This window comes from Pseudonocardia lutea (assembly GCF_042658055.1).
Lineage (GTDB): Bacteria > Actinomycetota > Actinomycetes > Mycobacteriales > Pseudonocardiaceae > Pseudonocardia > Pseudonocardia lutea.
Genome location: NZ_JBHSQK010000037.1, coordinates 63,493 through 86,335, shown reverse-complemented (window position 1 = coordinate 86,335; position 22,843 = coordinate 63,493). Strand labels below are relative to the sequence as shown.

General features: G+C 73.5%; 20 protein-coding genes and 1 tRNA gene (1 of these 21 cut by a window edge). 4 read left to right on the top strand and 17 right to left on the bottom strand.

The genetic code is table 11. From position 1 onward, the window contains the following. From grpE to ACFQH9_RS16005, 9 genes are all read right to left on the bottom strand, one after another. On the bottom strand, nucleotides 1–71 hold the 5' portion of the coding sequence (gene grpE, locus ACFQH9_RS16045) for a nucleotide exchange factor GrpE (RefSeq protein ID WP_465269527.1). Its footprint begins 592 nt before the window's first position; 71 of the gene's 663 nt are visible here — the first part of the coding sequence; its start codon is at nucleotides 69–71; the stop codon falls past the left edge of the window. Between the two features lie 62 nt (nucleotides 72–133). Continuing rightward, nucleotides 134–2,005: a molecular chaperone DnaK gene (dnaK, locus tag ACFQH9_RS16040; protein ID WP_379566925.1), complete on the bottom strand. Its 1,872-nt coding sequence runs from the start codon at nucleotides 2,003–2,005 to the stop codon at nucleotides 134–136. 289 nt (nucleotides 2,006–2,294) lie between these two features. Next, nucleotides 2,295–2,735 (bottom strand): hypothetical protein, encoded by a 441-nt coding sequence (locus ACFQH9_RS16035; protein ID WP_379566924.1) that lies wholly within the window; start codon nucleotides 2,733–2,735, stop codon nucleotides 2,295–2,297. 22 nt (nucleotides 2,736–2,757) lie between these two features. Further along, on the bottom strand, nucleotides 2,758–3,768 hold the full coding sequence (locus tag ACFQH9_RS16030; protein WP_379566923.1) for a C40 family peptidase: 1,011 nt from the start codon (nucleotides 3,766–3,768) through the stop codon (nucleotides 2,758–2,760). A 4-nt stretch (nucleotides 3,769–3,772) separates the two neighbouring features. Next, complete coding sequence (locus tag ACFQH9_RS16025; RefSeq protein WP_379566922.1) at nucleotides 3,773–4,363, bottom strand: hypothetical protein; 591 nt, start codon at nucleotides 4,361–4,363, stop codon at nucleotides 3,773–3,775. Then, nucleotides 4,353–6,281: a hypothetical protein gene (locus ACFQH9_RS16020; protein WP_379566921.1), complete on the bottom strand. Its 1,929-nt coding sequence runs from the start codon at nucleotides 6,279–6,281 to the stop codon at nucleotides 4,353–4,355. The genes ACFQH9_RS16025 and ACFQH9_RS16020 overlap by 11 nt, the downstream gene beginning before the upstream one ends. Beyond that, nucleotides 6,278–9,469, bottom strand: coding sequence for an ATP-binding protein (locus ACFQH9_RS16015; protein WP_379566920.1), 3,192 nt, complete (start codon nucleotides 9,467–9,469; stop codon nucleotides 6,278–6,280). The genes ACFQH9_RS16020 and ACFQH9_RS16015 overlap by 4 nt, the downstream gene beginning before the upstream one ends. Then, nucleotides 9,456–10,097 carry a hypothetical protein gene (locus ACFQH9_RS16010; protein WP_379566919.1) on the bottom strand — a complete coding sequence of 214 codons (642 nt, stop codon included), beginning with the start codon at nucleotides 10,095–10,097 and terminating at the stop codon, nucleotides 9,456–9,458. Before ACFQH9_RS16010 ends, ACFQH9_RS16015 begins: the two co-directional genes overlap by 14 nt. Nucleotides 10,098–10,099: 2 nt before the next feature. After that, nucleotides 10,100–10,363, bottom strand: coding sequence for a hypothetical protein (locus ACFQH9_RS16005; protein ID WP_379566918.1), 264 nt, complete (start codon nucleotides 10,361–10,363; stop codon nucleotides 10,100–10,102). Nucleotides 10,364–10,884: 521 nt separating this feature from the next. On the opposite strand from ACFQH9_RS16005, the gene ACFQH9_RS16000 reads away from it, so the two are divergent. Beyond that, nucleotides 10,885–13,587, top strand: coding sequence for a (Fe-S)-binding protein (locus tag ACFQH9_RS16000; RefSeq protein ID WP_379566917.1), 2,703 nt, complete (start codon nucleotides 10,885–10,887; stop codon nucleotides 13,585–13,587). Nucleotides 13,588–13,845: 258 nt separating this feature from the next. Here ACFQH9_RS16000 and ACFQH9_RS15995 read toward each other — a convergent pair whose 3' ends face one another. The 3 genes from ACFQH9_RS15995 to ACFQH9_RS32270 all read right to left on the bottom strand — a co-directional run bounded on the left by ACFQH9_RS15995 (nucleotide 13,846) and on the right by ACFQH9_RS32270 (nucleotide 16,194). Further along, a complete protein-coding gene (locus ACFQH9_RS15995) occupies nucleotides 13,846–14,607 on the bottom strand; it encodes a hypothetical protein (protein WP_379566916.1) in 762 nt (253 codons plus the stop codon). A gap of 295 nt (nucleotides 14,608–14,902) precedes the next feature. Beyond that, complete coding sequence (locus ACFQH9_RS15990; RefSeq protein WP_379566915.1) at nucleotides 14,903–15,517, bottom strand: response regulator transcription factor; 615 nt, start codon at nucleotides 15,515–15,517, stop codon at nucleotides 14,903–14,905. Continuing rightward, nucleotides 15,514–16,194, bottom strand: coding sequence for a sensor histidine kinase (locus ACFQH9_RS32270; protein ID WP_465269526.1), 681 nt, complete (start codon nucleotides 16,192–16,194; stop codon nucleotides 15,514–15,516). Before ACFQH9_RS32270 ends, ACFQH9_RS15990 begins: the two co-directional genes overlap by 4 nt. Nucleotides 16,195–16,890: 696 nt before the next feature. Between ACFQH9_RS32270 and ACFQH9_RS15980 the strand changes: the two genes are divergently transcribed. Beyond that, complete coding sequence (locus ACFQH9_RS15980) at nucleotides 16,891–17,877, top strand: ABC transporter ATP-binding protein (RefSeq protein WP_379566913.1); 987 nt, start codon at nucleotides 16,891–16,893, stop codon at nucleotides 17,875–17,877. After that, complete coding sequence (locus tag ACFQH9_RS15975; RefSeq protein ID WP_379566912.1) at nucleotides 17,877–18,590, top strand: ABC transporter permease; 714 nt, start codon at nucleotides 17,877–17,879, stop codon at nucleotides 18,588–18,590. The genes ACFQH9_RS15980 and ACFQH9_RS15975 overlap by 1 nt, the downstream gene beginning before the upstream one ends. 15 nt (nucleotides 18,591–18,605) lie before the next feature. Here the strand turns inward: ACFQH9_RS15975 and dcd are convergent, their stop codons facing one another. After that, entirely contained in the window at nucleotides 18,606–19,187 is a 582-nt protein-coding gene (dcd, locus tag ACFQH9_RS15970) for a dCTP deaminase (protein WP_379566911.1), read from the bottom strand. A 112-nt stretch (nucleotides 19,188–19,299) separates the two neighbouring features. Between dcd and ACFQH9_RS15965 the strand changes: the two genes are divergently transcribed. Further along, nucleotides 19,300–19,370 (top strand) — tRNA-Gly (locus ACFQH9_RS15965). Between the two features lie 94 nt (nucleotides 19,371–19,464). Here ACFQH9_RS15965 and ACFQH9_RS15960 read toward each other — a convergent pair. The 4 genes from ACFQH9_RS15960 to ACFQH9_RS15945 are packed head-to-tail and all read right to left on the bottom strand — an operon-like array spanning nucleotide 19,465 to nucleotide 22,842. Continuing rightward, on the bottom strand, nucleotides 19,465–20,649 hold the full coding sequence (locus ACFQH9_RS15960) for a tyrosine-type recombinase/integrase (RefSeq protein WP_465269525.1): 1,185 nt from the start codon (nucleotides 20,647–20,649) through the stop codon (nucleotides 19,465–19,467). Next, nucleotides 20,650–20,865 carry a helix-turn-helix domain-containing protein gene (locus tag ACFQH9_RS15955; protein ID WP_379566909.1) on the bottom strand — a complete coding sequence of 72 codons (216 nt, stop codon included), beginning with the start codon at nucleotides 20,863–20,865 and terminating at the stop codon, nucleotides 20,650–20,652. A gap of 10 nt (nucleotides 20,866–20,875) precedes the next feature. Then, entirely contained in the window at nucleotides 20,876–22,549 is a 1,674-nt protein-coding gene (locus tag ACFQH9_RS15950; RefSeq protein WP_379566908.1) for a replication initiator, read from the bottom strand. Then, complete coding sequence (locus ACFQH9_RS15945) at nucleotides 22,546–22,842, bottom strand: hypothetical protein (protein ID WP_379566907.1); 297 nt, start codon at nucleotides 22,840–22,842, stop codon at nucleotides 22,546–22,548. Before ACFQH9_RS15945 ends, ACFQH9_RS15950 begins: the two co-directional genes overlap by 4 nt. Between the last annotated feature and the right edge of the window lies 1 nt (nucleotide 22,843).

Genomic DNA, 22,843 nt, shown 5'->3' with positions numbered 1-22,843 from the left:
GCGCCGCCCGGGGCTGCCGAGGAGGACCGGACCTCACCCGTCAGGGGGTCGATCCGGCGCCGGTCGCGCACGACGACCGGCTCCTCCTGCTCCCCCTCCGGGCCCGGCCTGCGGTCGGATCCGTACGGGGCGCTCACTTGTCCTTCTTCTCCTCGTCGTCGACGATCTCGGCGTCCACCACGTCGTCGGCACCGGCCTGCTGGCCCGTGGCACCGGCGCCAGGGTTCTCCCCGGCGGCACCGCCCGCGGCGCCCTCGGCGCCCGGCTGCTGGTAGAGGGCCTGGCCGAGCTTCTGCGACTCGGTGGCGAGCTTCTCCATCGCGGACTTGATCGCGGCGGTGTCGGTGCCCTTGAGGGCCTCCTGCACCTCGCCGACGGCGGCGTTCACCGAGTCCTTGACGTCCGCCGGGACCTTGTCCTCGTTGTCCTTGACGAACTTCTCCGTCTGGTAGACGAGGGTCTCGGCCTGGTTGCGGACCTCGGCCTCCTCACGCCGCTTCTTGTCCTCCTCGGCGTGCTGCTCGGCCTCGCGCATCATCCGGTCGATCTCCTCCTTGGAGAGGGCCGACCCACCGGTGATGGTCATGTCCTGGCTCTTGCCGGTGCCCTTGTCGACCGCGGAGACCTTCACGATGCCGTTGGCGTCGATGTCGAAGGAGACCTCGATCTGCGGCACGCCGCGCGGGGCCGGCGGCAGCCCGGTCAGCTCGAACATGCCGAGCTTCTTGTTGTAGGCCGCGATCTCGCGCTCGCCCTGGTAGACCTGGATCTGCACCGACGGCTGGTTGTCGTCCGCCGTCGTGAAGATCTCGGACTTCTTGGTCGGGATCGTGGTGTTGCGCTCGATCAGCTTGGTCATCACGCCGCCCTTGGTCTCGATGCCCAGGGACAGCGGGGTGACGTCGAGCAGCAGGACGTCCTTGACCTCACCGCGCAGGACACCGGCCTGCAGCGCGGCGCCGACGGCGACGACCTCGTCCGGGTTGACGCCCTTGTTCGGCTCCTTGCCGCCGGTCAGCTCCTTGACCAGCTCGGTCACGGCCGGCATGCGGGTCGAGCCGCCGACGAGGACCACGTGGTCGATGTCGCCGACCGAGATGCCGGCGTCCTTGATCACCTGGTTGAACGGCGCGCGGGTGCGGTCGAGCAGGTCCGAGGTGATGCGCTGGAACTCGGCGCGGGACAGCGTCTCGTCGAGGAACAGCGGGTTCTTGTCCGCGTCGACGGTGATGTAGGGCAGGTTGATCGTGGCGCTCGAGGAGCTCGAGAGCTCGATCTTGGCCTTCTCCGCGGCCTCGCGCAGCCGCTGCATCGCCATCTTGTCCTTGGTCAGGTCGATGCCGTGGCTGCCCTTGAACTTGTCGACGAGCCAGGTGACGATCCGCTCGTCCCAGTCGTCGCCACCGAGGTGGTTGTCGCCGTTGGTGGCCTTGACCTCCACGACGCCGTCGCCGATCTCCAGCAGGGAGACGTCGAAGGTGCCGCCGCCGAGGTCGAAGACGAGGATCGTCTGCTCGGTCTCGCCCTTGTCGAGCCCGTAGGCCAGCGCGGCCGCGGTGGGCTCGTTGACGATGCGCAGGACGTTGAGGCCCGCGATCTGGCCGGCCTCCTTGGTGGCCTGGCGCTGCGCGTCCTCGAAGTACGCCGGGACGGTGACCACCGCATCGGTGACCTCCTCGCCCAGGTACGCCTCCGCGTCCCGCTTGAGCTTCTGCAGCACGCGGGCGCTGATCTCCTGCGCGGCGTAGGTCTTCCCGTCGATCTCGGGGGTCTTCCAGTCCGAGCCGATGAACCGCTTCACCGAGCGGAACGTGCGGTCCGCGTTGGTGACGGCCTGGTTCTTCGCGGACTGGCCGACGAGAACCTCGCCGTTGCGCGCGAACGCCACGACCGAGGGCGTGGTGCGGGAGCCCTCGGAGTTGGCGATCACCGTCGGCTCCCCGCCCTCCAGGACGGAGACGACGGAGTTGGTGGTCCCGAGGTCGATACCGACCGCACGAGCCATGGTGTGTGCCTCCGTGTCGAACACTGTGTCGTACTGCTGGGTAGAACTGTCGGGTTCCGTACCGCCGTTGAGCGGATCCGGCTCAAGTTTCGCGATCGAGCCGCTCGCCGTCAACCCGGCCTTGAGCCTCTCACACTCAACTTGCTGCCTGGTCCAACGGGCGGCGTACCCGACTTGTTCCCGGCCGACTCAACTTTGCGGGGGTAGCGGAGACCACAGCCCGACCCGGGGCCGCCACTCGCGCGCTGTCCGGGCGTCTAGCGGAGGGACGAGAAAGGGGTAGAGGCCCTTACAGCGTCGGGGCGGGCCGCGGCGGCGGGACCTCGTCCCCCGGGCGCGGCAGGGTCTCCTCGACCGGCGCCAGGGCCCGGTGGTGCGCCGGGTCGGTGACCGCCCGGCCCGTCGCGTCCCGGTACTCCAGCCGGCCCTCCGGGTCCAGGTCGGCGACGTACCCGGCCGCGGCGAGCTGCTCCTCGTCGAGGTCCCGCAGCAGCTCCCAGCGGCTCGGCACCACCCGGTAGTCGGGCCAGTCCAGATGGCCGTAGGCGTCGTGCAGGTCGGCGAGCAGCCCGGCGAACACCTGCTGCCAGCGCAGCGGCATGGCCTCGGCGAGCCCCCGCGGCACCACCAGGTAGTCCGGCCCGGCGCCCGGCGCCGGGCGGTCGAGGTAGTCGGCCAGCGGTGTGGTCGACCGGGGGCGGGACGGACGGGCGGCGTCCGGGCGGGCCATCGTGCGTGCTCCCGGGGAGGGTTCAGGCGGTGTTGGACGGGGTGCCCGGGCGGGTGGCAAGGGGCACGAGCTCCGTGTAGTCCCAGTTTACGGGCTGCACCCGGACGTTCTGCCCGCTGTAGGGGGCCTCGACCATCTGGTCGTTGCCCAGGTAGAGGAACACGTGGTGGATCGTCCTCGGGTCGGTGCGGTCGTAGGCGTAGAACATCAGGTCGCCGGGCCGGGCCTGGCGGACCGGCAGGTGGCCGCCGGCGTTGTACTGGTCCCGGGACACCCGCGGGAGCGTGATCCCGGCCCTCTCGAACGCCCGCAGCACCAGCCCGGAGCAGTCGTAGGTGTCCGGGCCGGTGGCGCCCCAGACGTAGGGCTTGCCGACCTCGCCGAGGGCGAACTCGATGGCCGTGCGCGCGACCCCTGCCGGCAGCTCCGCCGAGCCGCTGCCGCAGCCCGTCGGGTCGGTGACGTCGCCGAGCTGCTCGACGAGGTCCGCAGCCAGGCCCTCCCACTTGGCGTAGGCGTTGGGGAAGGCGGAGCGCTGCACCGTCTGTGCGGCCACCGTGACCGGCTGGTCCTCCCAGTCCGGGACCTGCAGCAGCCGCTCGTAGAAGATGCGGGCGCTGTAGTTCGGGTCGGTGACCTGCGCCGGCGAGCCCCACCCCTGGGAGGGCCGCTGCTGGAACAACCCCAGCGAGTCGCGGTCGCCGTAGTCGATGTTGCGGAGCGTCGACTCCTGCATCGCCGTGGCGAGGGCCACCAGCCAGGCCCGCGGCGGCGCGTTCAGCTCCTTGCCGACGCCGATGATGGCGGCGGCGTTCTGCCGCTGCTCGTCCGTCAGCGTGTCGATCGTCGCGCCCGCCGCGCCCCCGCGGCCCACGGTCCCGGCCGGGCCGATGCCGGCGTCGCACCCGCCGGTGACGCGCTGCGGGCCGGCGTTGGGCGCGAAGCCGAGGAACCCGAGCGTCAGGAACACGACGAGCGCGAGGCCGATCGCCACGAAGGGCAGCAACAACCGCAGCGGCCGGAGCAGGCGCACGGCGTCAGGCCCGGTCGTAGCCGGAGACGCGCCAGCCCGCCTCGGTGTCGACAACCGTGACCTGCAGGGTCAGCGCGTCCGTCGGCACGTCGACGGTGACCGACGCCGGGGACACCTGCGTGGCGGTCGCCGAGCCCGTCACCCGGGTCGCCGGGATGTTGGCCGGGTCGACGCCGGTGAGCGTGCCCACGTACTCCGGCGTGGTGTACGGGACCAGCGACGCCACCCACTGCTGGTTCGTGGTGCCCTCGGGATGGGTGGCCCAGGCCGCGGCCCAGCTCTGCGCCACCTGCAGGGCCTCGTCCGGGGCGGCGGAGAGCGGCAGCGTGGTGGGGGTCAGCGGCGCCACCGGCGGGAGGGCGGTCGGGGTCGGGGAGGCCGGCGCCCGGGCGCCCGTGGTCGTGGTCGCCGAGCCGGGCCGGGCGGCGACCGGGTCCTGTGCGGGCGGGCGCAGCGCGCCGACGGCGAGGCTGACCAGCACGGCCAGGCCCAGCACCACGACGACGGTGACCCCGAGCCGCAGCGGGGTGCGCAGGGGCCACGACCACACCGCCCGGTAGGCGGCCGCGCGCCCGCGGGGGGACCTAATCGGCATCGCGGCCCGTCCGGGCGGGGCGGTAGAGGCGGTAGACCGGGACGCCGTCGACGAGCTCGGCGTCGACCGGGCGGGCCCGTCCGGCGCGGGCCGCCCCGGCGTCGGACCGGCGGTAGATCACGCGCTCGTCGACCTCGCTCGGGTCGGTCCGGGCGGGGTACCCGGCGATCGCGGCGCCGGTGCCCGCTCCGCCCGCCGGCAGCGCCGGACGCCGCGCGGCGGCGACGGCCGCGGTGTCCGTGCCGGTCACCTCGGCGTGCCGGCGCGGGGTGCGCGCCCCCGGCCCGGCCGGCGTGATCGTGGCCTGCACGGGAGCGACGCGCGAGTACTCGGCCTCGGGCCGCACGGCGTCGGGGTCGGCGCCGGCGCCGGCCGCGCGGCGCTCGTTCCACCAGCGCCCCTGCCGGTCCTCGGGGTCGGCGCCGCGGACCCGCTGCCAGACCCGGGACACCGGCCCGCCGCCGATCGAGGGCACGATCCCGCCGAACTGCTCCCGGGTCAGCGACACCATCGACACCAGCCGTCGGAAGGGCCGCGCGACGGCCCACAGCACCACCGTGACCACGCCGGTGACCAGCAGCGCAAGCCACAGGTCGATGCCCGCGCCGGGCCGGAACAGCGACACCACCAGCAGCGCGTGCAGCCCGGCGAGCGCCCCCACGATGATCGTGTTGACGATCGCTGCGCCGGCCACCCGCAGCAGCGCCGGCAGGATGTCCGGTTTCAGCACGGCCACCACGGCGATCGCCGGGGCCGTCATCACCATCAGCCGCAGCAGCAGCATCGCGACCAGCACCAGCACCTTCGACAGGAGCTGGAACAGCGCGATGCACGCGGCCTGCACCACCGAGAGCACCCCGACGCCCACCCGGCTGCCGGACTCGCCCTGGAAGTAGCTGTACCGGTCGCCCATCTGCCCGGCGAGCGTCGCGTAGTCGTTCTTCTTCTGCTCGGCCAGCTGCGGGGTGTCCTGCCCGTCGGCGACCTCGTTGATCGTGAAGGTCGACGCCCGCAGCAGTGGCCGGCCGAGGTCGGTCGCCTGCGGGACGTCCGGCGAGCCGAAGTTGCCGCGCAGCCAGTTCGTGTAGATCACCTGGTCGACGAGCACGGTCGGCAGCGTGTCCCGGTCGCCCAGCCCGACCTGGGAGAGGAAGCCCTCCTGCATCTGCGTGACGCCGTCGAGCAGCAGGGTGTCCGCGGCCCGGCCCCAGTTCACCGGGGCCAGGTAGGCCGCCCCGGCGAGCACGAGGGCGCCGAGCGCGAACGCCGCCCGCTGCGTCTGCCGAGCCAGGTCGCCGCGCAGCGCCAGGACCAGCAGCACGACCGCGAGGATCACCAGCGCCACGCCGATCCAGAGCGTGAAGACCGAGTCGTACATGGCCCGGGTGGCCGAGGTGACGACGGCGTCGAGCGGGTCGAGCAGGGCCCCGCCGTCCGCGATCAGGTAGTGCGCCCAGTTCACGCCGCCGACGGCGAACTTGGCCACGTTGAAGGTCTGGTTCCCCAGCCACGTGTCCGTGGTCGTCGAGGGGTTCAGGACGCCGCCCGCGCAGCCCAGGTCGTAGTTGTGCCAGGTCATCCCGGCGTAGCCGACCTCGCGGTAGACCGAGCCGGGCTCGCCGCCGTCGGGCCGGGGCGGGTCCAGCGAGCCGACCAGGCCGGTACCGGGGCGGTCCGGCTCCGGGCTCTGCTTGCAGTCGAAGCCCTGCGCGACGGCAGGGCTGCCGACGAGCGCGCTCCCCGCCACCACCGCCAGCACCACCAGCAGCGCGGCGCCGCGCCGACGACGCGGGGCGGGCTCCCCGCGGGCCCGTCGGCGGCGCACCGCGACCACCACGGCGGCGGCCAGCACGAGGAGCACCGCCAGGAGCCCCGTGCTCCCGCCGGCGGAGGCCGCCTGGGACACCGAGGGGCTCACCGCCCGCCCTCGCCGGGGACGCCGGAGCGGGCGCGCCCGGCGTCGAGGGGGGCGTCGGGGGCGGCGCCGAGGGTCGGCTCCGCGAGCTCCGCCTCCGCGCCGAGGGTCGGCTCCGCGAGCTTCGCCTCCGCGCCGAGGGTCGGCTCCGCGAGCTCCGCCTCCCCGTTGAGAGCCCGCTCCGCGAGCTCCGCCTCCCCGTTGAGGGCCCGCTCCGCGAGCTTCGCCTCCGCGCCGAGGGTCGGCTCCGCGAGCTCCGCCTCCTCGTCGAGGTCCGCCCAGCCCTCCTCGAGGTCGTCGAGCAGGTCCAGCTGCTCGTCGTCGAGGGAGTCCTCGGGCGAGCCGGGGACGACCTGCACCCCGGTGTCCCACCCGGGCCGCCCCGGACCGACCCGGGTGGCCTCGCCGGTGCGGATCTCGGGGGCGGAGAGGTCGACGGGGTCGAGGTCCTCGTCCAGGTCGATCCCGCCCGGCGGCACGACGACCTGACGCGCCCCGACCGGACGCGGCTCGTCGGGCGCCCGCCCGGAGTCCGCGGCGAGCACCGGCGCGCCGCTGACGGCGACCCGGCTGGCGTCGGGGTTGGTGTCGAGGGCCTCGCGGACGTGGTCGAGGTGCGGCGCCTCGAGGTCGATCCGGATCTTCTCGACGCCGCCGTGCCCGTCGGCGAACACGAACTGGCGCGGGGTGTCGTCCGGCCGGTCGTCGTGCCGCGGGCGCGGGGAGAGCGTGCTCAGCATCTGCTCGTAGCCGACGCCGGTGGGGACCCGGAGCAGGCGCAGCGCGTCCGTCTGCGCCTCCTCGTCGTCCGTGCGGCCGACGAACACCGCGTTGACCAGCGAGGCGAACCCGGAGACCCGCAGCAGGTCGCCGGCCAGCTGCGAGGCGAACAGCGCCCGGACGTTGAACTTGCGGGAGTCGCGGGCGAGCCGGTCGATGAGCACCTTGCCGGTGGGCACCTGCGACAGGAAGTGCGTCTCGTCGAGCGCGACCCCCTTGCGCAGGTTGCGGTCCGCGTCGTAGATCGTCCGCTGGGTCAGCCAGGACGCCAGGTTGAGCAGCTCGACGGCCAGCGCCTCGTTGTCCGTCCACTCCTCGCGCGGGCTGCCCGGCCGGGGCAGCGTCATCCCCTGCATGGTCAGCACGGTCAGCCGGTAGTCGCGGTCGGCGGCCCACGGGTCGTCCCGGCTGGTGTCCGGGAACAGCAGCGCGGCCTGCGGGAGCTCGCGGCGCTCCTCGAGGAAGTCCGCGACCACGCCCGCGTGCTCCTCGCCCTCGCGCTGGTGCCGGCGCAGCGCGTCGATGACGAGCCCGGGGTGCCGGTCGGGCGCGCCGCCGACCTCGCGCACCGCGCGGAGCAGCACGATCCGGGTGTGCGGCAGCCGGGCGACGTCGTAGGGCAGCAGGCCGGTGAGCACGTCGAGCACGAGCCGTCGGCGGGTGGCCGCGGCCAGGGAGCGCTCGCGCCGCCAGGACCGCTCGGGGTCCTCGTCGTCCGCGAAGTGCTCGAACCGCGGCTCGGCGACCACCCGGTACGGGTTGAGGATGCCCGGGTCGGCGCGCAGCAGGTTGATGTGCCGGGAGAAGGAGGCCAGCTCGGGCAGCCGGGTCAGCTCGGCGAGCGGGCCCGACGGGTCGAGCACCGTCCACCGTGCACCCGCGCGGAGCGTCTTGTAGACGATCAGGCCGGTGAGGAAGGACTTGCCGGAGCCCAGCCCGCCGACGACGGCGGTGAGGCCCGAGGCCCGCCGGACCTCCTGCGCGAGCCACGGGTCCCAGGCCACCGGCCGTCGGGTGGCCGTGCAGGTCTCGCCGAGCATGATCCCGCGCCGGTCGCCCACGCTGGCCGTGGCGGCCGGCACCGCGGCCGCGGCCCAGGTCACCGACCCGCGCCGGCGGTACGCCGTGGACGCGAGCGCCTCGCCGGGGATGAACTCGCGGGCGTAGCGGTACTGCGCCTCGGGGTGCTCGATCTGCACCTTCGGCGAGTACAGGTCCAGCACCTGCTGGGCGCGCTGGATCGCCTCGGACTCGTCCGGGCCGGAGACGGCGATCCGCCACCAGCCGTAGAGCCGGGTGTTGAGCCGGGTCAGCCCGCTGGTCAGCTCGTCCTCGACCTCGAGCACGCGGTCGGCCTGGCGGGCCAGCGACATCGGCGGCTCGAGGTCGTGGTCGTGGGTGTAGTGCCGGATCTGGCTGCGCACCTTGCCCATCTGGCGCTGCAGCTCGCCGGTCACCTCCTCCGGCCGGCGGATGTACATCCGCGCCGACCACTCCACCGGGAAGGGCAGCCGGTCGGAGTGCTGCATCCAGGGGTCGTCGACCTCCGGGATGCGCAGCCCCTCCATCAGCCCGAGCGAGAGCACGGCGACGTCGCGGGTGACGGCCTGCCCGCGCACCCGGCCGGTCACCTTCACCGTGGGCGCGTAGGGCTCCTGGTGCAGCTCGACGCCGTCGGTGAAGGCCGCGAGGTCCTCCTCCTCCCAGCGCGTCACGCCCACCGGGACGGAGGACAGGCTGCGCGGTGCGGGGAGGCCGAGCGCGACCGAGCGGTGCATCAGCCAGGCCATGTCCGACGCCGACGCGGGCACCCCGTCCAGCCCCGAGCCCGCCACCAGCGCGTCGAGGTGGTTGAGCTCGGACTCCAGGGCGGAGAGCTCGGCGCGCACGGCCGCGGGCACGACCCGGCCCAGCACCGGCGCCGCCCGCTCGACCCACCGGTCGATCATGCTGCGGCCGGAGACCTCGACGCCGAGGAAGACCTCCTTGTCGCTCATGGACAGGCCCATGAGGTGGCGCTGCTCGCCCTCGAGGAAGGCGTCCCAGCCGAGGGCGCCCGGCACGTCCGGCATGCGACCCAGGGCGTTCTTGTCGAACGACTCCGCCCACATGTGCACGGGGTACGGGCGGGTGGTCACCCGCAGGTGCAGCCAGCGGCCCTGCAGCTCGCCGAGCTGGGCGGCGATCTGCCGGATGAGGATCTCCCGCTGGCTGTCGCTGCGGAAGCTCCAGGCCTGCGGGGAGAGCCGGTACCAGGCCATGACCTGGGTGGCGGTGCGGGTGACGTGCCCGTCGATGCTGCGCAGCGCGATCGTGGGGCTGAACCTGGGGAGCTTGGCCTCGCCCCGCAGCGCCCGCCCGGCGGGCCGGCGGCCGTCGCGGTAGGGATCGCGCTGCTCACGCGCGGCCACGGCCCGACCCCTTCCAGCCGTTCGCCGCCTGCTCCCCGGCACCCTTCCCGGCGGCCTGCCGGCGCTGGGCCGAGGTGGCCCAGGGCTGCGGCGCGGAGGTTGGACGGCCGATCCGGCGCGGCGCCGCCCTCCGGGGTGCCGGCACCGGGGTGATGTCGCGCAGCTCGGGGCGAGGCGCGGGCTCGAGGACCGACGGGGCCGGCTCGGGGGCCGGCGCGACCGCGGGCCGCCGCTCCGGTGCGGCCGGTGCCGCCGCGCGGCCCGGACGGGGCAGGGCACGGTGGGTCCGGACGTGCGCGAACCGGACGGGCCCGCCCGCGCCGCGCCGGCGCTTCCGCGGCCCGGTCACCTCGTGCCGGAACAGCTCCGCGACCTGGCTCAGCGGGCGCTCGTAGTCGATCTTCTTCCCGAGGAAGCGGGTGGCGACCACGGTGAGCACCAGCGCCCACGCCACCGAGAAGAAGTCCAGCCCGATGCCGATCCGGCGCTGCACGAACATGATCAGGATCATGACGAGGAGGCCGACACCGTAGGAGACGTACCGCGCGCGCCAGGGGAAGGTCGCGCGCGGCGGACCCAGCCAGACGGAGTCGACCCGGTAGACCTCGTCGTCGGTGCGGACCAGCACGGCTAACCGGTGATCAGGCTCGCGAGGAACCTGCCGACCTCCGGCCCGTTGCCGGACACGGCGATGCCCAGCGCGACGAGGCCGACGAGCAGCCCGACGCTGCGGCGGGCCACGCCGGCGTTGTCACCCCGGCCGCCGATCCACAGCAGGATGATGGCGATGCCCAACAGGATGAGCGGGACGATGTTGTCCTGGATCCACCCCTGCAGGCCGTTCGTGGTGAGGTTCTGGGCGTACCAGAGGGTGCGGGCCCCTGGTCCGGTCATCGGTCGTCTCCTGCCGTGGTCGGGCGGGCACCGGTGCGGGGGAACAGGGGGAGCACGGGCCGCCAGCGGACCAGAGTAGCCACGACGGGCCGCAGACCTGGTGCGACCACGCCAAGGCCACCCGTTCGCACCCGCTCCCGCACGCCGAGCGGTACCCGTTCGCGCGACGACCTCCCACTGACCGTGAGGCGATGACCGCCGACCGGGTGAGCGGCCGGCGTGTCCGTCACCCCGCGTCCCCCGCAGCAGGCCGGGAGCGGGGCCTGCGGTGATTCCGCTCTCAGAAGGCTACCCTGACCTCGGCGCCCTGACCGGGGGACGGACCGTCGCGGAGCGCGTCCGAGCTGCCCGTTCGTCGCAGCGTGACGTGCCCGTCACAGGGCACGGGCCCACTCCGGTGACCTATTCTCCCGCTCACGCGATTGTCGTCGCGGACCGCAACGAGGCCGATCAGGTTGCTACTCGTCAGTAACCACGCGTATAGCCTCCTTGCCGGGACCACGACAGGGAGGTTCGTCCACATGACCTGGGTGCAGTACGTGCTCGGCATCGTCACGGTGTTGTCCGCCGTGGTGGCCGTGGCGCTGGTGTGGCGCACGGTGGCGAGCATGGTGAGCATCATCCGCCTGGGCCAGCCCGACGGGACGCGCAACGGCCCGTTCGGGCCGCGGTTCGCCACCATGCTCAAGGAGACCCTCGGCCACACCCGGATGCTGAAGTGGAGCCACGTCGGTGTCTTCCACTGGCTGGTGATGGTCGGCTTCGGCGGGCTGTTCCTGGCGCTGATCGAGGCATTCGTCGAGGTGTGGAACCCGACCTTCCACCTGCCGCTGATCGGCGAGTGGGGCCCGTACTCGCTGTGGGTGGAGATCCTCGGCGTGGGCACCGTGGTCGGCATCCTGCCGCTGATCGTCTACCGGCAGGTGCGCAACCCGCGCCGGCTCGGCCGGGCGTCGCGGTTCTACGGCTCGTACATGGGCCGCGCCTACTTCGTCGAGGCCATCGTGTTCCTCGAGGGCGTCGGCATCCTGGTCGTGCGGGCCGGGAAGATGGCGATGGGCGCGTTCGACGCCCCGGACTGGTCGACCTTCGTCTCCGGCCCGCTGTCCACCATCCTGCCCGGCAGCGCGACCCTGGTCTCCGTCTTCGCCGCGGTCAAGGTCCTCTCGGCCACGCTGTGGCTGATCGTGATCGCCGCCAAGCCCACCATGGGCGTGGCCTGGCACCGGTTCACCGCGTTCCCGAACATCTACTTCAAGCGCGAGGACGACGGGCGCAAGGCGCTGGGCAACGTCAAGCCCATGACCAGCCAGGGCAAGGTGCTCGACCTGGAGGAGGCCGACCCGGACACCGACACCTTCGGCGCCGGGCGGGTCGAGGACTTCACCTGGAAGGGCCTGCTCGACTTCACCACCTGCACCGAGTGCGGCCGCTGCCAGTCGCAGTGCCCGGCGTGGAACACCGAGAAGCCGCTCTCGCCCAAGCTGCTGGTCAACGCGCTGCGCGACCACGCCTACGCCAAGGCCCCGTACCTGCTCGCCGGCGGGCGCAAGGACATGACCGGCGAGGAGGTCGGGCTGACCGGCGACGACGCCGAGGCCCGGCTGGCCGCGATCCCCGAGACCGCGGTCAAGGAGGCCGAGCGCCCGCTGGTCGGCGGCGAGGACGTCCTCGGCGTCATCGACCCTGACATCCTCTGGTCCTGCACCACCTGCGGGGCGTGCGTGGAGCAGTGCCCGGTCGACATCGAGCACGTCGACCACATCGTCGACATGCGCCGCTACCAGGTCATGATCGAGACCGAGTTCCCCACGGAGCTGTCCGGGCTGTTCAAGAACCTGGAGAACAAGGGCAACCCCTGGGGCTCCAACCAGAAGGACCGCCTGGCCTGGACCCAGGACCTGCCCTTCGAGGTCCCGGTGTTCGACGGCGAGCTCTCCCCGGAGACCGAGTACATCTTCTGGGTCGGCTGCGCCGGCGCCTTCGACGACAACGCCAAGAAGACCACCCGCGCCACCGCCGAGCTGCTGCACCGGGCCGGGGTGAACTACGTGGTCCTGGGCACCGAGGAGACCTGCACCGGCGACCCGGCGCGGCGCGCGGGCAACGAGTTCCTGTTCCAGATGATGGCCCAGCAGACCGCCGAGATGCTCAACGCGGTGTTCGAGGGCCGCGAGCCCGGCACCCGGAAGATGGTCACCACCTGCCCGCACTGCCTCAACTCGCTCTCGCGCGAGTACCCGCAGCTCAGCCAGGACGGAGAGGGTGGGGGCCACTACGAGGTCATCCACCACACCCAGCTGCTCAACAAGCTGGTCCGCACCGGCAAGCTCGTCCCGGTCGCCGCCCCCGACGAGTCGCAGAAGATCACCTACCACGACCCGTGCTACCTGGGCCGGCACAACGAGGTCTACTCCGAGCCGCGCGAGCTGGTCTCCGCCGTCGGCACGCTGACCGAGATGCCCCGCCACGGCGACCGGTCGATGTGCTGCGGCGCCGGTGGTGCGCGGATGTGGATGGAGGAGCGGATCGGGCAGCGGATCAACGTCACCCGCACCACCGAGGCGCTCGAGACCCTCTCGCCCGCGGGTGGGGACGGGGCCTCCGCGGCGGGCACGATCGCCGTCGGCTGTCCGTTCTGCCGCACGATGATCGGCGACGGCCTGACCCAGAAGCAGGCCGGCGGCGAGGGCGAGCAGGTCCAGGTCCAGGACGTCGCGCAGATGCTGCTCGCGGCCGTCCGGCGCGGCGACTCGACGGTCGCCACGCCGGCCGACGCCGAGGCCACCGAGGGCGACGTCGAGCAGACCACCGCGGCCCCGCTCACCGAGAACACCCCGGCCGGTGCCGCCGACTCCGGCGCCGCGAACGTCTCCACCTCGGCGGAGGCCGCGGCGGAGACGGTGAAGCCGGCCGAGGCGCCCGGTGACGCGGTCGCCGACAAGGCCGGGGCGGTCGAGCCCGGCGCGAAGCAGGGCCCGGCGGCCGACAGGTCGGAGGTCACCACCGGGATGAACGACGCCGCGGTCGAGGGCTCGACGAAGAAGCCGGTCGCGGAGACGCCGGCCGAGACGGCCGGGCCGGAGGAGGGGCCGACCGGCTCCACCGAGGCGTCGAAGTCGGAGGTGGGCACCAACGGCTCCGGGCCGAAGCCGGAGACCAACGGCCAGGCCCGCTCCGACACCCCGTCCGGCACCGGCGACAAGGGCGAGTCCACCTCCTGACGCGGTCCCACCCCCGGCCCCGCGAGTCCGCTCGCGGGGCCGGCGGCGTTCCCGGGGATGGCGGCGCCCTGATCACCAGCCGGGACCGTTCGCGGCCGTCCACGGCCGTGAACGGTCCAGCTCGGTGATCACGGAGTCGCTGGTCCGACTCGCCGCACTCGCAGCGCGGCCCGCGGACGCGGGACCGCGGACGGCCGCTCGCCTGGTCCCGCTCCTGGGTGGCGAGAGTCGTCATGGCGACTCTCGCCGTTCACGGGGTCAGGGGCAGGGGTGGAAGCCGGCGACCCGCCAGGTGGCCCTGGCGGTGTTGTCCGTGCGCACGACGTCGACCGTGCCGAGGGCGGGGACGGCCCGGCCCCAGGCGGTACCGCAGCCGTCGAGGGCGACGACGGTGCCCGGCGGGGGGACCGGGGCGGGCGAGGTGGAGACGCGGGGGGCAGCGGTCGGGCTGCCCGCGGGCACCCGGCCCGCGGCGACACCGACCCCGGCGGCGCAGTCCGCGGCCCCGGTGGCCCGGGCCAGCTGAGCCTGGGCGGGCGGGTCGAGGAGCCGGCAGACCGCCTCCGGGTCGGCCGGCGCCAGGCCCTCGCCGAGCTTGGTCAGCACGAGGTCGGGGCGGTCGTACCCGAAGCCCTGCCGCATCTGCGTCCCGGCCTGCTGCGCGATCTGCGCCTCCTGGTCGCGGACCTCGGCGGCGCGGAACTGGTAGCCCACGAACGACACCACGCACAGCGCCGCCCCGACGGCCGCGAGCGGCCGGCGCGGCAGGCGGAGCAGCCCGGCGACCAGGACCCCGATGCTCGCGGCGAAGGCCCAGGACCAGGGGTTGCCGGCGGTCTCGTGCACGAGCCCGGCCAGCATCGCGACGCCGGCGACGTGCCAGGTCCAGCCCTTGAGCAGCCGGTCCAGGCGCAGCAGCGACAGCAGCACGAGCACCACGAGCCCGGCCGCGACCGGGACCCACCAGCGGGCCCGGTCGTCGAACGCGACGAAGACGAACAGCAGTGCGGCGGCGCCCACGATCCCGAGGCCGACGGCGCCGCGCCAGCTCCGCGGGCGGAACCGGCGGAGGGCCGACGCGGCCGGCTCCCGCTCCTCCGACTCGGACCCGCCGGGCTCCGCCGGCCCCCCGGGCCCGGGTACCTGTCGTTCACCGGGTCGATCCTCGGGTCGAGCACCGGGCCGACCGCTGTGCCGGCCGCTGTGCCTGCCGCTGCGCCACGCCTCCGTCCCGACGGACGGGTCGGGGCGGGTTGCGGGGTCGCGGCGCTCCATCGGCGCCCAGCCTAGCGACCCGACGCGGCGGGGAGCGGGTTCACAACCAGCCGTGGTCGCGCGCCCGCTCCAGCGCCTCGATTCGGGTCGCGACGCCGAGCTTCTGCATCGCCGAGGAGAGGTAGTTGCGGACCGTGCCCGCCGAGAGGTGCACCCGCCCGGCGATGTCGCTCGCCGTGCCGGCCGGTCCCACCTGCTCGACGCTGCGCAGCACCTGCAGCTCCCGCTCGGTGAGCGGGCAGTCCTCGGCGGTCAGGGCGGTCAGGGCCAGGTCCGGGTCGACGTAGCGGCCGCCGCCGTGCACCCGCCGGATCACGTCGGCGAGTTGGGAGGCGGGCGCACTCTTGGTCACGAACCCCGCCGCCCCGGCCGCCAGGGCGCGCCGCAGGACCCCCGGGCGGGCGTGCCGGGTCAGGATGATGCAGCGCACGCCCGGCGCGTGCGTCCGGACCCACTGGGCGACCTCGGCGCCGTCGAGCCCGGGCATCTCGACGTCGAGCACCGCGACGTCGGGTTCCTGCGCGGCGATCGCCGCCACGGCCTCGTCGCCCGACGCGGCCTCCCCGACCACGGTCAGGTCGGCCTCGAGGTTCAGCAGCGCGCCGACGGCCCCGCGGGTGAGCGACTCGTCGTCGGCGAGGACCAGCCGGATCACCGGCGGCTCCCGAGAACCGCCTCGAGCCGGTAGCCGCCCCGNAGACCCGCCCCGAGCGGGTACCCGCCCCGCCCGTCGCCGCCGGCGGCGAGCCGCCCGGCGTGCTCCTCCAGATAGCGCTCCAGCCCGGCGAGGCCGGTGCCCGCGCCGTCGCCGGGGCCGGACACCCCGTCGTTGCACACGACCAGCCGGTCCGGGGCGATCTCGATCGTGCAGCGGCTGGGCTGGGCGTGCCGCAGGACGTTGGTCATGGCCTCGCGCAGCACCCGGCCGAGGACGTTGCGCGCGGCCGGGGCGACCGCCTCCGGATCGCCGTGCACCTCGAGCGCCACCCCGGCCGAGCCGAGCACCGCCCGCGCCCCGGCGAGCTCGACGGCCAGATCGGTGCCGCGGGTGCTCCGGACCAGGGCCCTGACCTCGATCAACGACTCGCGCGCCACCCGCTGCACCTCGTCCATCTCGGTGCGTGCCCGCTCCGGGTCGGCCTCCAGCAGCCGGGCGGCGAGCTCGCTCTTGAAGGCGACGACCTCGAGCGCGTGCCCGAGGATGTCGTGCAGGTCGTCGGCGAGCCGGAGCCGCTCCCGGGCGGTGGCGAGCTCGGCGGCGGTGCGCCGCGAGTCGTCGAGGTCGGTGACGGCCTTGAACCACCAGAGCCGCTCGACGTCGAGGCACCACATGCTCGCCACGTAGAACCCGGCGATGGCGGCCGCGTACCAGGGCGAGACGGGGATGTCGGTGTGGAGGAGCGCGCCGAGGGCGTAGCTCAGGCCGAGCACCACCGCGGCCGACGCCAGCACCCACACGGCGATGACCCGCGCCCGCCGGCCCGCGACGACGTCGCCCAGCAGGATCCCGGCCACCAGCGCCCACGTCCACCCGGCCCACGAGGACGCGACCCCGACCAGCGTGAGCGCCAGGCCCACCACGCACGCCGCGACCACGAACCCGGGCCGGGCGGGCGTGCCGAGCGACCGGACGTACTGCCGGATCCGGATCAGGTGCAGCACGATCGACGCCACGTAGAGCGGCACCAGCGCCGCCAGCCACGCGGGCCCGGGCAGCCCGGTCCACACGACGAACGCGGGCACGACCAGCAGCCAGCCCACCGTGATGACCAGCCCGATCCGGCTGAACCGGCGGGCGGCGCGGACCTGCCGCTCCTCGGCGGCGGGCCGCCCGGTCGGCGGGGCGGCGGGCCGCCCGGTCGGCGGGTGCTCGATCGTCACGCGACGACGGTATCCGAGCCACCCGGCCCCGGTCCCGACCTGCGGCGGGGGGCATGACAGCTGTCATGCCCGGTGGTGCGCGATGTCAGCGGGACCGGTGATGCGCGGTCCTACCGGAGGGGTGCGGCGCCGGGCACCGTGGTGGTCATGACGGAGACGGTGAGCGAGCCGGCGAGGACCGGCACGGAGGGACGAGACGCGGCGATTCGGGTGCGCGGGCTGCGCGTGCGGTACGGGACGTTCGAGGCCGTCCGGGGGGTCGACCTCGAGGTCCTGCGCGGCGAGGTGTTCGCGCTGCTGGGCACCAACGGTGCGGGCAAGACGACCACGCTGGAGGTCCTGGAGGGGTTCCAGCGGCGCAGCGGGGGCGAGGTGTCGGTGCTCGGCGCCGACCCCGGCACCGAGCGCGACCGGCTGCGGGCCCGGATGGGGGTCCAGCTGCAGGAGGGCGGGTTCGTCGAGGAGCTGACGGTCCGGGAGACGCTCGAGCTGTGGGGGAGGCTGTCGATCCGGCCCGACCGGCCCGACCGGCTGCTCGAGCGCTTCGACCTGGCGCACCGCCGGGACGTCCGCGTCGGGGCCCTGTCCGGCGGGGAGAAGCGGCGCCTCGACCTGGCGACGGCGGTGTGGGGCTCCCCCGAGCTGGTCGTCCTCGACGAGCCGACCACCGGGCTGGACCCGGGGTCCCGGCGCCGCACGTGGGACGCGATCCAGGAGCTGCAGGAGGCCGGCCGCACGGTCGTCCTCACCACGCACTACCTGGAGGAGGCCGAGGCGCTGGCCGACCGGGTCGCGATCATGCACGAGGGGCGGCTGGCGGTGTCCGGCACGCTGGAGCAGATCCTCGCGAGCCGGCCGGCCGGGTTCTCGGCGACGCTGCCCGAGGGCCTCACCCCGCCCGACGGCGTGGAGCTCGACGGCCGGACGGTCCGGCTGGCGACCACGGACCTGCAGCGCGACCTCACCGCGTTCCTGACCTGGGCGGCCGACCGCGGGGTGCGGCTGTCCGACCTGCGGGCCGCGCCGGCGTCGCTCGCCGACATCTACCACTCGATCCGCACCGACACCGACGGCGAGTCGCGCACCGAGTCGCGCGGCGCGTCGCACACCGTGCCGCACTCCGGGGAGGCGTGATGCACCGCATCGCCGCACTGGTCTCGTCCGAGCTGAGGCTGATCCTGCGCAACCGGACGCTGCTGACGTCCGTGCTGATCGTCCCGCTCGCGCTCGGCGTTTTCCTGACCTTCAGCCAGATCGAGTCGCCGACCTACGTCGTCGCGATGCAGCTGATCTTCGCGCTCGGCATGGGCGTGTACGTGGCCGGGACGCAGACCCTGGTCGCGCGCCGGCAGTCCCGGGTGCTCAAGCGGTTCCGGACCAGCGGGATCTCCGACGCCGGGCTGCTCGTCGGGACGATCGGGCCCGCGGCCGTGCTCGCCCTGGGGCAGCTGGTCCTGTTCGCCCTGTTCGACGTCGTCGCCGGCCTTCCCGCGCCCACCGCGCCGCTCGCGCTGCCGCTCGCCGTGGTCGGCGGGCTCGCGCTGGTCGCGACGGCGGCGCTCGCGACCTCGATCGTGACCCCCACCGCCGAGCGCGCGCAGATCACCACCCTGCCGCTGTTCTTCGTGATGGTCGCCGCGGCGGTGATCATCGCGGTGCTGCCCGCGGGCGGCTGGCTCGACGCGCTGGCCCTCCTGCCCGGCGGCGCGCTCGGCGCGCTGAGCCGGATCGCCTACGGCGCCCCGTGGTCGCCGTACGTGCCGCTGTCGCTGGTCGCGTGGCCGCTGCTGTTCGGCTGGCTCGCCGCGCGCAACCTGCGGTGGGACGCGCGGGTGGCCGCGGCCTGAGCTCCGTGCACGAGCTCAGCGCCGGGTGTCGACCCGGTGGAAGTTCTTCCACGCGCGCGAGGGCGTCGGGCCCCGCTGCCCCTGGTAGCGGGAGCCGACGCCCTCGCTGCCGTAGGGCCGCTCCGCCGGGCTGGACAGCCGGAACAGGCACAGCTGGCCGATCTTCATGCCCGGCCAGAGCGTGATCGGCAGGTTCGCCACGTTCGACAGCTCGAGCGTGATGTGGCCGGTGAAGCCGGGGTCGATGAACCCGGCCGTCGAGTGGGTGAGCAGGCCCAGGCGGCCGAGGCTGGACTTGCCCTCGAGCCGCCCCGCCAGGTCGTCCGGCAGGCCGACCTGCTCGAACGTCGACCCCAGCACGAACTCCCCGGGATGCAGCACGAAGCTGTCCCCGTCCGCCGTCTCGACCGGCGTGGTCAGCTCGTCCTGCTGGATCGACGGGTCGATGTGGGTGTAGCGGGAGTTCTGGAAGACGCGGAAGAAGCGGTCCAGCCGGACGTCGATGCTCGACGGCTGCAGCATCGCCTCGTCCCACGGGTCCAGCCCGAGGCGCCCGGACTCGAGCTCCTTGCGCAGGTCGCGGTCGGACAGCAGCACCGGGGAGCCCTCCTCTGGTCGGCGAACGCCACCCTAGGCGACCTGACGGACGCCACACCCGGGAGGGTGGATCGAGGTCGGGGGAGGGATGCTAGAGTCGCTCTCACGCACTGCGGATGTAGTTCAATGGTAGAACATCAGCTTCCCAAGCTGAATACGCGGGTTCGATTCCCGTCATCCGCTCTCATAGCGAAGGCCCAGCTCAGACGGTGTCCACACCGGAGCTGGGCCTTCGTCGTTCCTTGATCCACTCAGGCGGTGGGCCATTGGCGGGCCATTAGCCGACCGGCCCCAGGGCGCCCGCGGCCCCGTCCTCGTCGTCGTCCTGGTCGTCGTTGTCGATCTTGCGATCCTCGACCAGAGCACTCAGCCGGTCGGCGATGCGCTGGTCGGCCTCGCTCGTGGCGCGCTGGTAGATGAGGGCGGCCCGCATGTCGTCGTGGCCCATCCGCGCCATGAGGTCACGCGTGCTCGCGCCGGTCTGGGCCGCGAACAGGTTGCCCGTGTGCCGCAGGTCGTGGAAGTGCAGACCCGGCACTCCGAGCTTCCGGACGACCACGGGCCACTTCGTGAGGTTGTTGAAGTGCGCCCGCCGCAGCGCACCGCCCTTCGGACCGGTGAAGACCAGCGCGTCCGGCGCCGGCCCGACGTAGGTCATCAGGTGCTTGACGATCTCCGGGCGGATGGCCGGCGGGATCGCGATGGTGCGGACCCCGGCCCGAGACTTCGGCGGCCCGACGACGATCCCCCGCCCCTTGACCTCGGTGTGGGCCACGCTGATCCGGATCGAGCTGCCGTCCGCGGCGATGTCGGCCCGCCGGAGCGCGGAGACCTCGCCCCATCGCAGGGTCGCGAATGCCGCCACCAGGATCATGACGCGCAGGCGCTTGTGCGGCATCGCGTCGGCCAGCTGGAACACCTGCGGCACGGTGAGCACTGGACGTTCCGCCGGGTTCTCGCGGTCGGCACCGCGGACGCGGCACGGGTTGCGCGAGATGATGCCGTCCTCCTGCACGGCCGTGTTCAGGACGGCGCGCACCAGCCGATAGGACTTCGCGGTGATCGATTCGGAGACGCCCGAGGCCAGCAAGGATGCCCGCCACTCGCGGACGATGGCCGTCGTCAGGTCGCCGATCTTGACCTCGCCCAGGCGCGGCTCGATGTGCTTGGTGAGCAGCCAGCGGTATAGCTCGACGGTGCGCGGGCGCAGTGCTGGACGCTCGGTGATCCACTTGTCCGCGTACGCGCCGAGCGGGATCGCGGCTCGCTGCGGGTCCGTCCACTCGCCGCGGACCATCTGCGACTCGACGACCACGAGCCACCGCTCCGCGTCCTTCTTGGTCGGGAACGTGTTCGGGGCGGAGCGCATGCGGCCGTCCGGTCCCGGAAATCGTGCCTGCCAGCGGCTCGATGAGCGCTCGCGCACGTTGCCGAACCGTCGGTGGCCGGCCTTGTTCGCCATCTACGCCACCCCGCCCAGGTCCCGGCGGATGCTCTCCGCAGTGATCGCCTCGACCCGTCCGGCGCGCACGAAGGCGTCCAGGTCGACGAGCGCGATCCGCACGTGAGCGCCGACCTTGTGGAAGGCGATGCGGCGTTCGGCGACGAGCCGGCGCACGAAGCGGACCGAGGTGTTCAGGTGCTCGGCCGCCTCGACGACCGTCAGATACGCAGTCATCCGCTCTCCCTCAGGCTGCAAGATCGTCGGTTGCCGAACGCTCGACGTCGGGCGGGTCGCCGGCGGCCATGAGTGCGGCGTCGTAGTCGGCGCGCCATCGCTGTCTCTGGTTGATTGCGTGCAGGAGCAGGACCTGCCGGGGTGGGACGTCGGTGTCACCGGGTGCGGTGCGTTCCCAGGCGAACGGGCCGTCGTCGACCGGGTAGGACGGCTTGACTCCGGCGCGGTCGAGGAGTTGCCGAACGAACTCCGCGCGCTCGGCGCGGTGGTCCTTCAAGCTCTTGTTGGACCACTTGCGCGAGACGAGCACCCGGCGCCCGGCGATGCCGAGGTGTTCGGGCTTGTGCGCCTTGCTCTTGCACTGCCCCGGCTTGGTCGAGAGGCGGGCGCCCTTGGGCTGGACGCCGTAGAGCAGCCAGATCCCGCACCGCGGCGAGCACGGCGTGATGGCGAGTTCGGCGGTGAGGCGGCGGTGATGCTCCCGCAGGCGCGCGGACGCGTCGGTGGTGAGCCCGGCGGCTTGGGTGATCGACTTGGTGAGGTACTTGGTCAGGTAGCCGACGTGGCGCCCAGCTTCCTCGGTGCCGCCGAGGATGCCCTTCACGTGGACCTGCGCCCCGAAGGTGACGACGTGGGTGGGCTCGGTGAGGACGTCGGGGTCGGTGGCCTCGTCGAAGGTCGGCAGCGGCTCGCGCGTGTGCGGGTCGATGAACCCTTTGTCGCCGTCGGCCCAGCGGGGCAGCCGGTCCCCGTCGTGGGTGATCTCGTCGTGCGCCGGCCAGAACACCTGGTGATACGTCGCCGCCGCGATGGCTCTGAGTTCGGAGCGGGGGATGGTGCCGCGGATGGCCGCGTGGAAGTGCGGTGCCCCGCGTTTCTGCGGCTCGACCGTGCCGAAGTACTGCACCTCCCACCCGACACACCGGCGGGTGTTCTGCCAGAACCGATCCACCAGCCGCGGGAAGTGGATCGCATCCCGAGCTGCGCGGCGGTAGTCGTAGGAGTCCGGGTCCAGCGCGGCCCCGTCCCCATCGACACGGCCGTAGGAGTCCAGGGTGAGCGTCAGGAAGGTGGAGGGCCGGTACTTCCCGCCGAACACCTCACCCACGGTGCGGTTCTCCACCGGTCGCCGTGGAAGGTCCGGCGCGTCCTGCCGCCTGCGCGTGGTTCGACGCACAGCCTTGGGCAGCGGGTCCAGCGGAGCCAGCCGACCGCGAACCCCGGCGGCGCGGATCTCCTGGTCCAGCTCGGCGACGGCTTCCCGGATCTCCTCGCAGTCCTCGTCCAGACCGTCAGCGCGTGCGGTGGTGTACGCGGCGTGCAGGTCGGCGCGGTAGGCCAGGAGCCGCTTCTGATGCTCGGTCGGGTCGGCGGGCTTGTCGAACGGCTCGTGCTCGAGGTGCCATCCCTCCCGCGCCTGGACCATGCGTTCGCGGCGGGCCTTCTCCGCGCACGGGCGGCACTGGTCCTCCCGCGTGGACTTGCACGGAGTGGCCACGACGTCGACGCCTCCGGTGGTCATGTCGATCCGGCGCATGGCCAGTGGGCGGACGCAGACGCCGTTGTCCTCGGCGAGCCGTTGGGCGACGTCGTCGGACAGGGCCAGGAGTGCCTTCTGCGCCCGTGTGAGCGAGTCCTGGTCGACCCGACCCGCGGAGTCGGTGGGAACGGTCGGGGTGCTCATGCGGCCCTCCTGTCCGTGGTCTCGCCATGGGGGTCGAGGTGGGGGTCGCGCCAGTGCCGGACCTGCGCAGGGTCGTTGCGGATGGCGTCGAGTCGCCGGCGGATGCGCAACTCTCGGCGGACGAGTGCCACGACCACCCAGAGCCCGCCTGCGATGAGGACGGCGGTCAGGAACGTGTTGCCCCAGAACGCCGCGGTCGGACTCAGCGAGGTGGCGAACCCGGCGGCGAGCAGCAGGAACAGGCCCAGGTGGATCAGGCGGGTCTCGGTGGAGCGGCCACGGCTGAACGCCATC

Excerpts from the sequence above, each read along its gene's own strand:
- ACFQH9_RS15945 (WP_379566907.1), bottom strand. The coding sequence starts at position 22,842 with ATGGCGTTCAGCCGTGGCCGCTCCACCGAGACCCGCCTGATCCACCTG.
- ACFQH9_RS16000 (WP_379566917.1), top strand. The coding sequence starts at position 10,885 with ATGACCTGGGTGCAGTACGTGCTCGGCATCGTCACGGTGTTGTCCGCC.
- ACFQH9_RS16005 (WP_379566918.1), bottom strand. The coding sequence starts at position 10,363 with ATGACCGGACCAGGGGCCCGCACCCTCTGGTACGCCCAGAACCTCACC.
- ACFQH9_RS15950 (WP_379566908.1), bottom strand. The coding sequence starts at position 22,549 with ATGAGCACCCCGACCGTTCCCACCGACTCCGCGGGTCGGGTCGACCAG.
- dnaK (WP_379566925.1), bottom strand. The coding sequence starts at position 2,005 with ATGGCTCGTGCGGTCGGTATCGACCTCGGGACCACCAACTCCGTCGTC.
- ACFQH9_RS15980 (WP_379566913.1), top strand. The coding sequence starts at position 16,891 with ATGACGGAGACGGTGAGCGAGCCGGCGAGGACCGGCACGGAGGGACGA.
- ACFQH9_RS15975 (WP_379566912.1), top strand. The coding sequence starts at position 17,877 with ATGCACCGCATCGCCGCACTGGTCTCGTCCGAGCTGAGGCTGATCCTG.
- ACFQH9_RS16025 (WP_379566922.1), bottom strand. The coding sequence starts at position 4,363 with ATGCCGATTAGGTCCCCCCGCGGGCGCGCGGCCGCCTACCGGGCGGTG.
- ACFQH9_RS15955 (WP_379566909.1), bottom strand. The coding sequence starts at position 20,865 with ATGACTGCGTATCTGACGGTCGTCGAGGCGGCCGAGCACCTGAACACC.
- ACFQH9_RS16035 (WP_379566924.1), bottom strand. The coding sequence starts at position 2,735 with ATGGCCCGCCCGGACGCCGCCCGTCCGTCCCGCCCCCGGTCGACCACA.
- ACFQH9_RS15960 (WP_465269525.1), bottom strand. The coding sequence starts at position 20,649 with ATGGCGAACAAGGCCGGCCACCGACGGTTCGGCAACGTGCGCGAGCGC.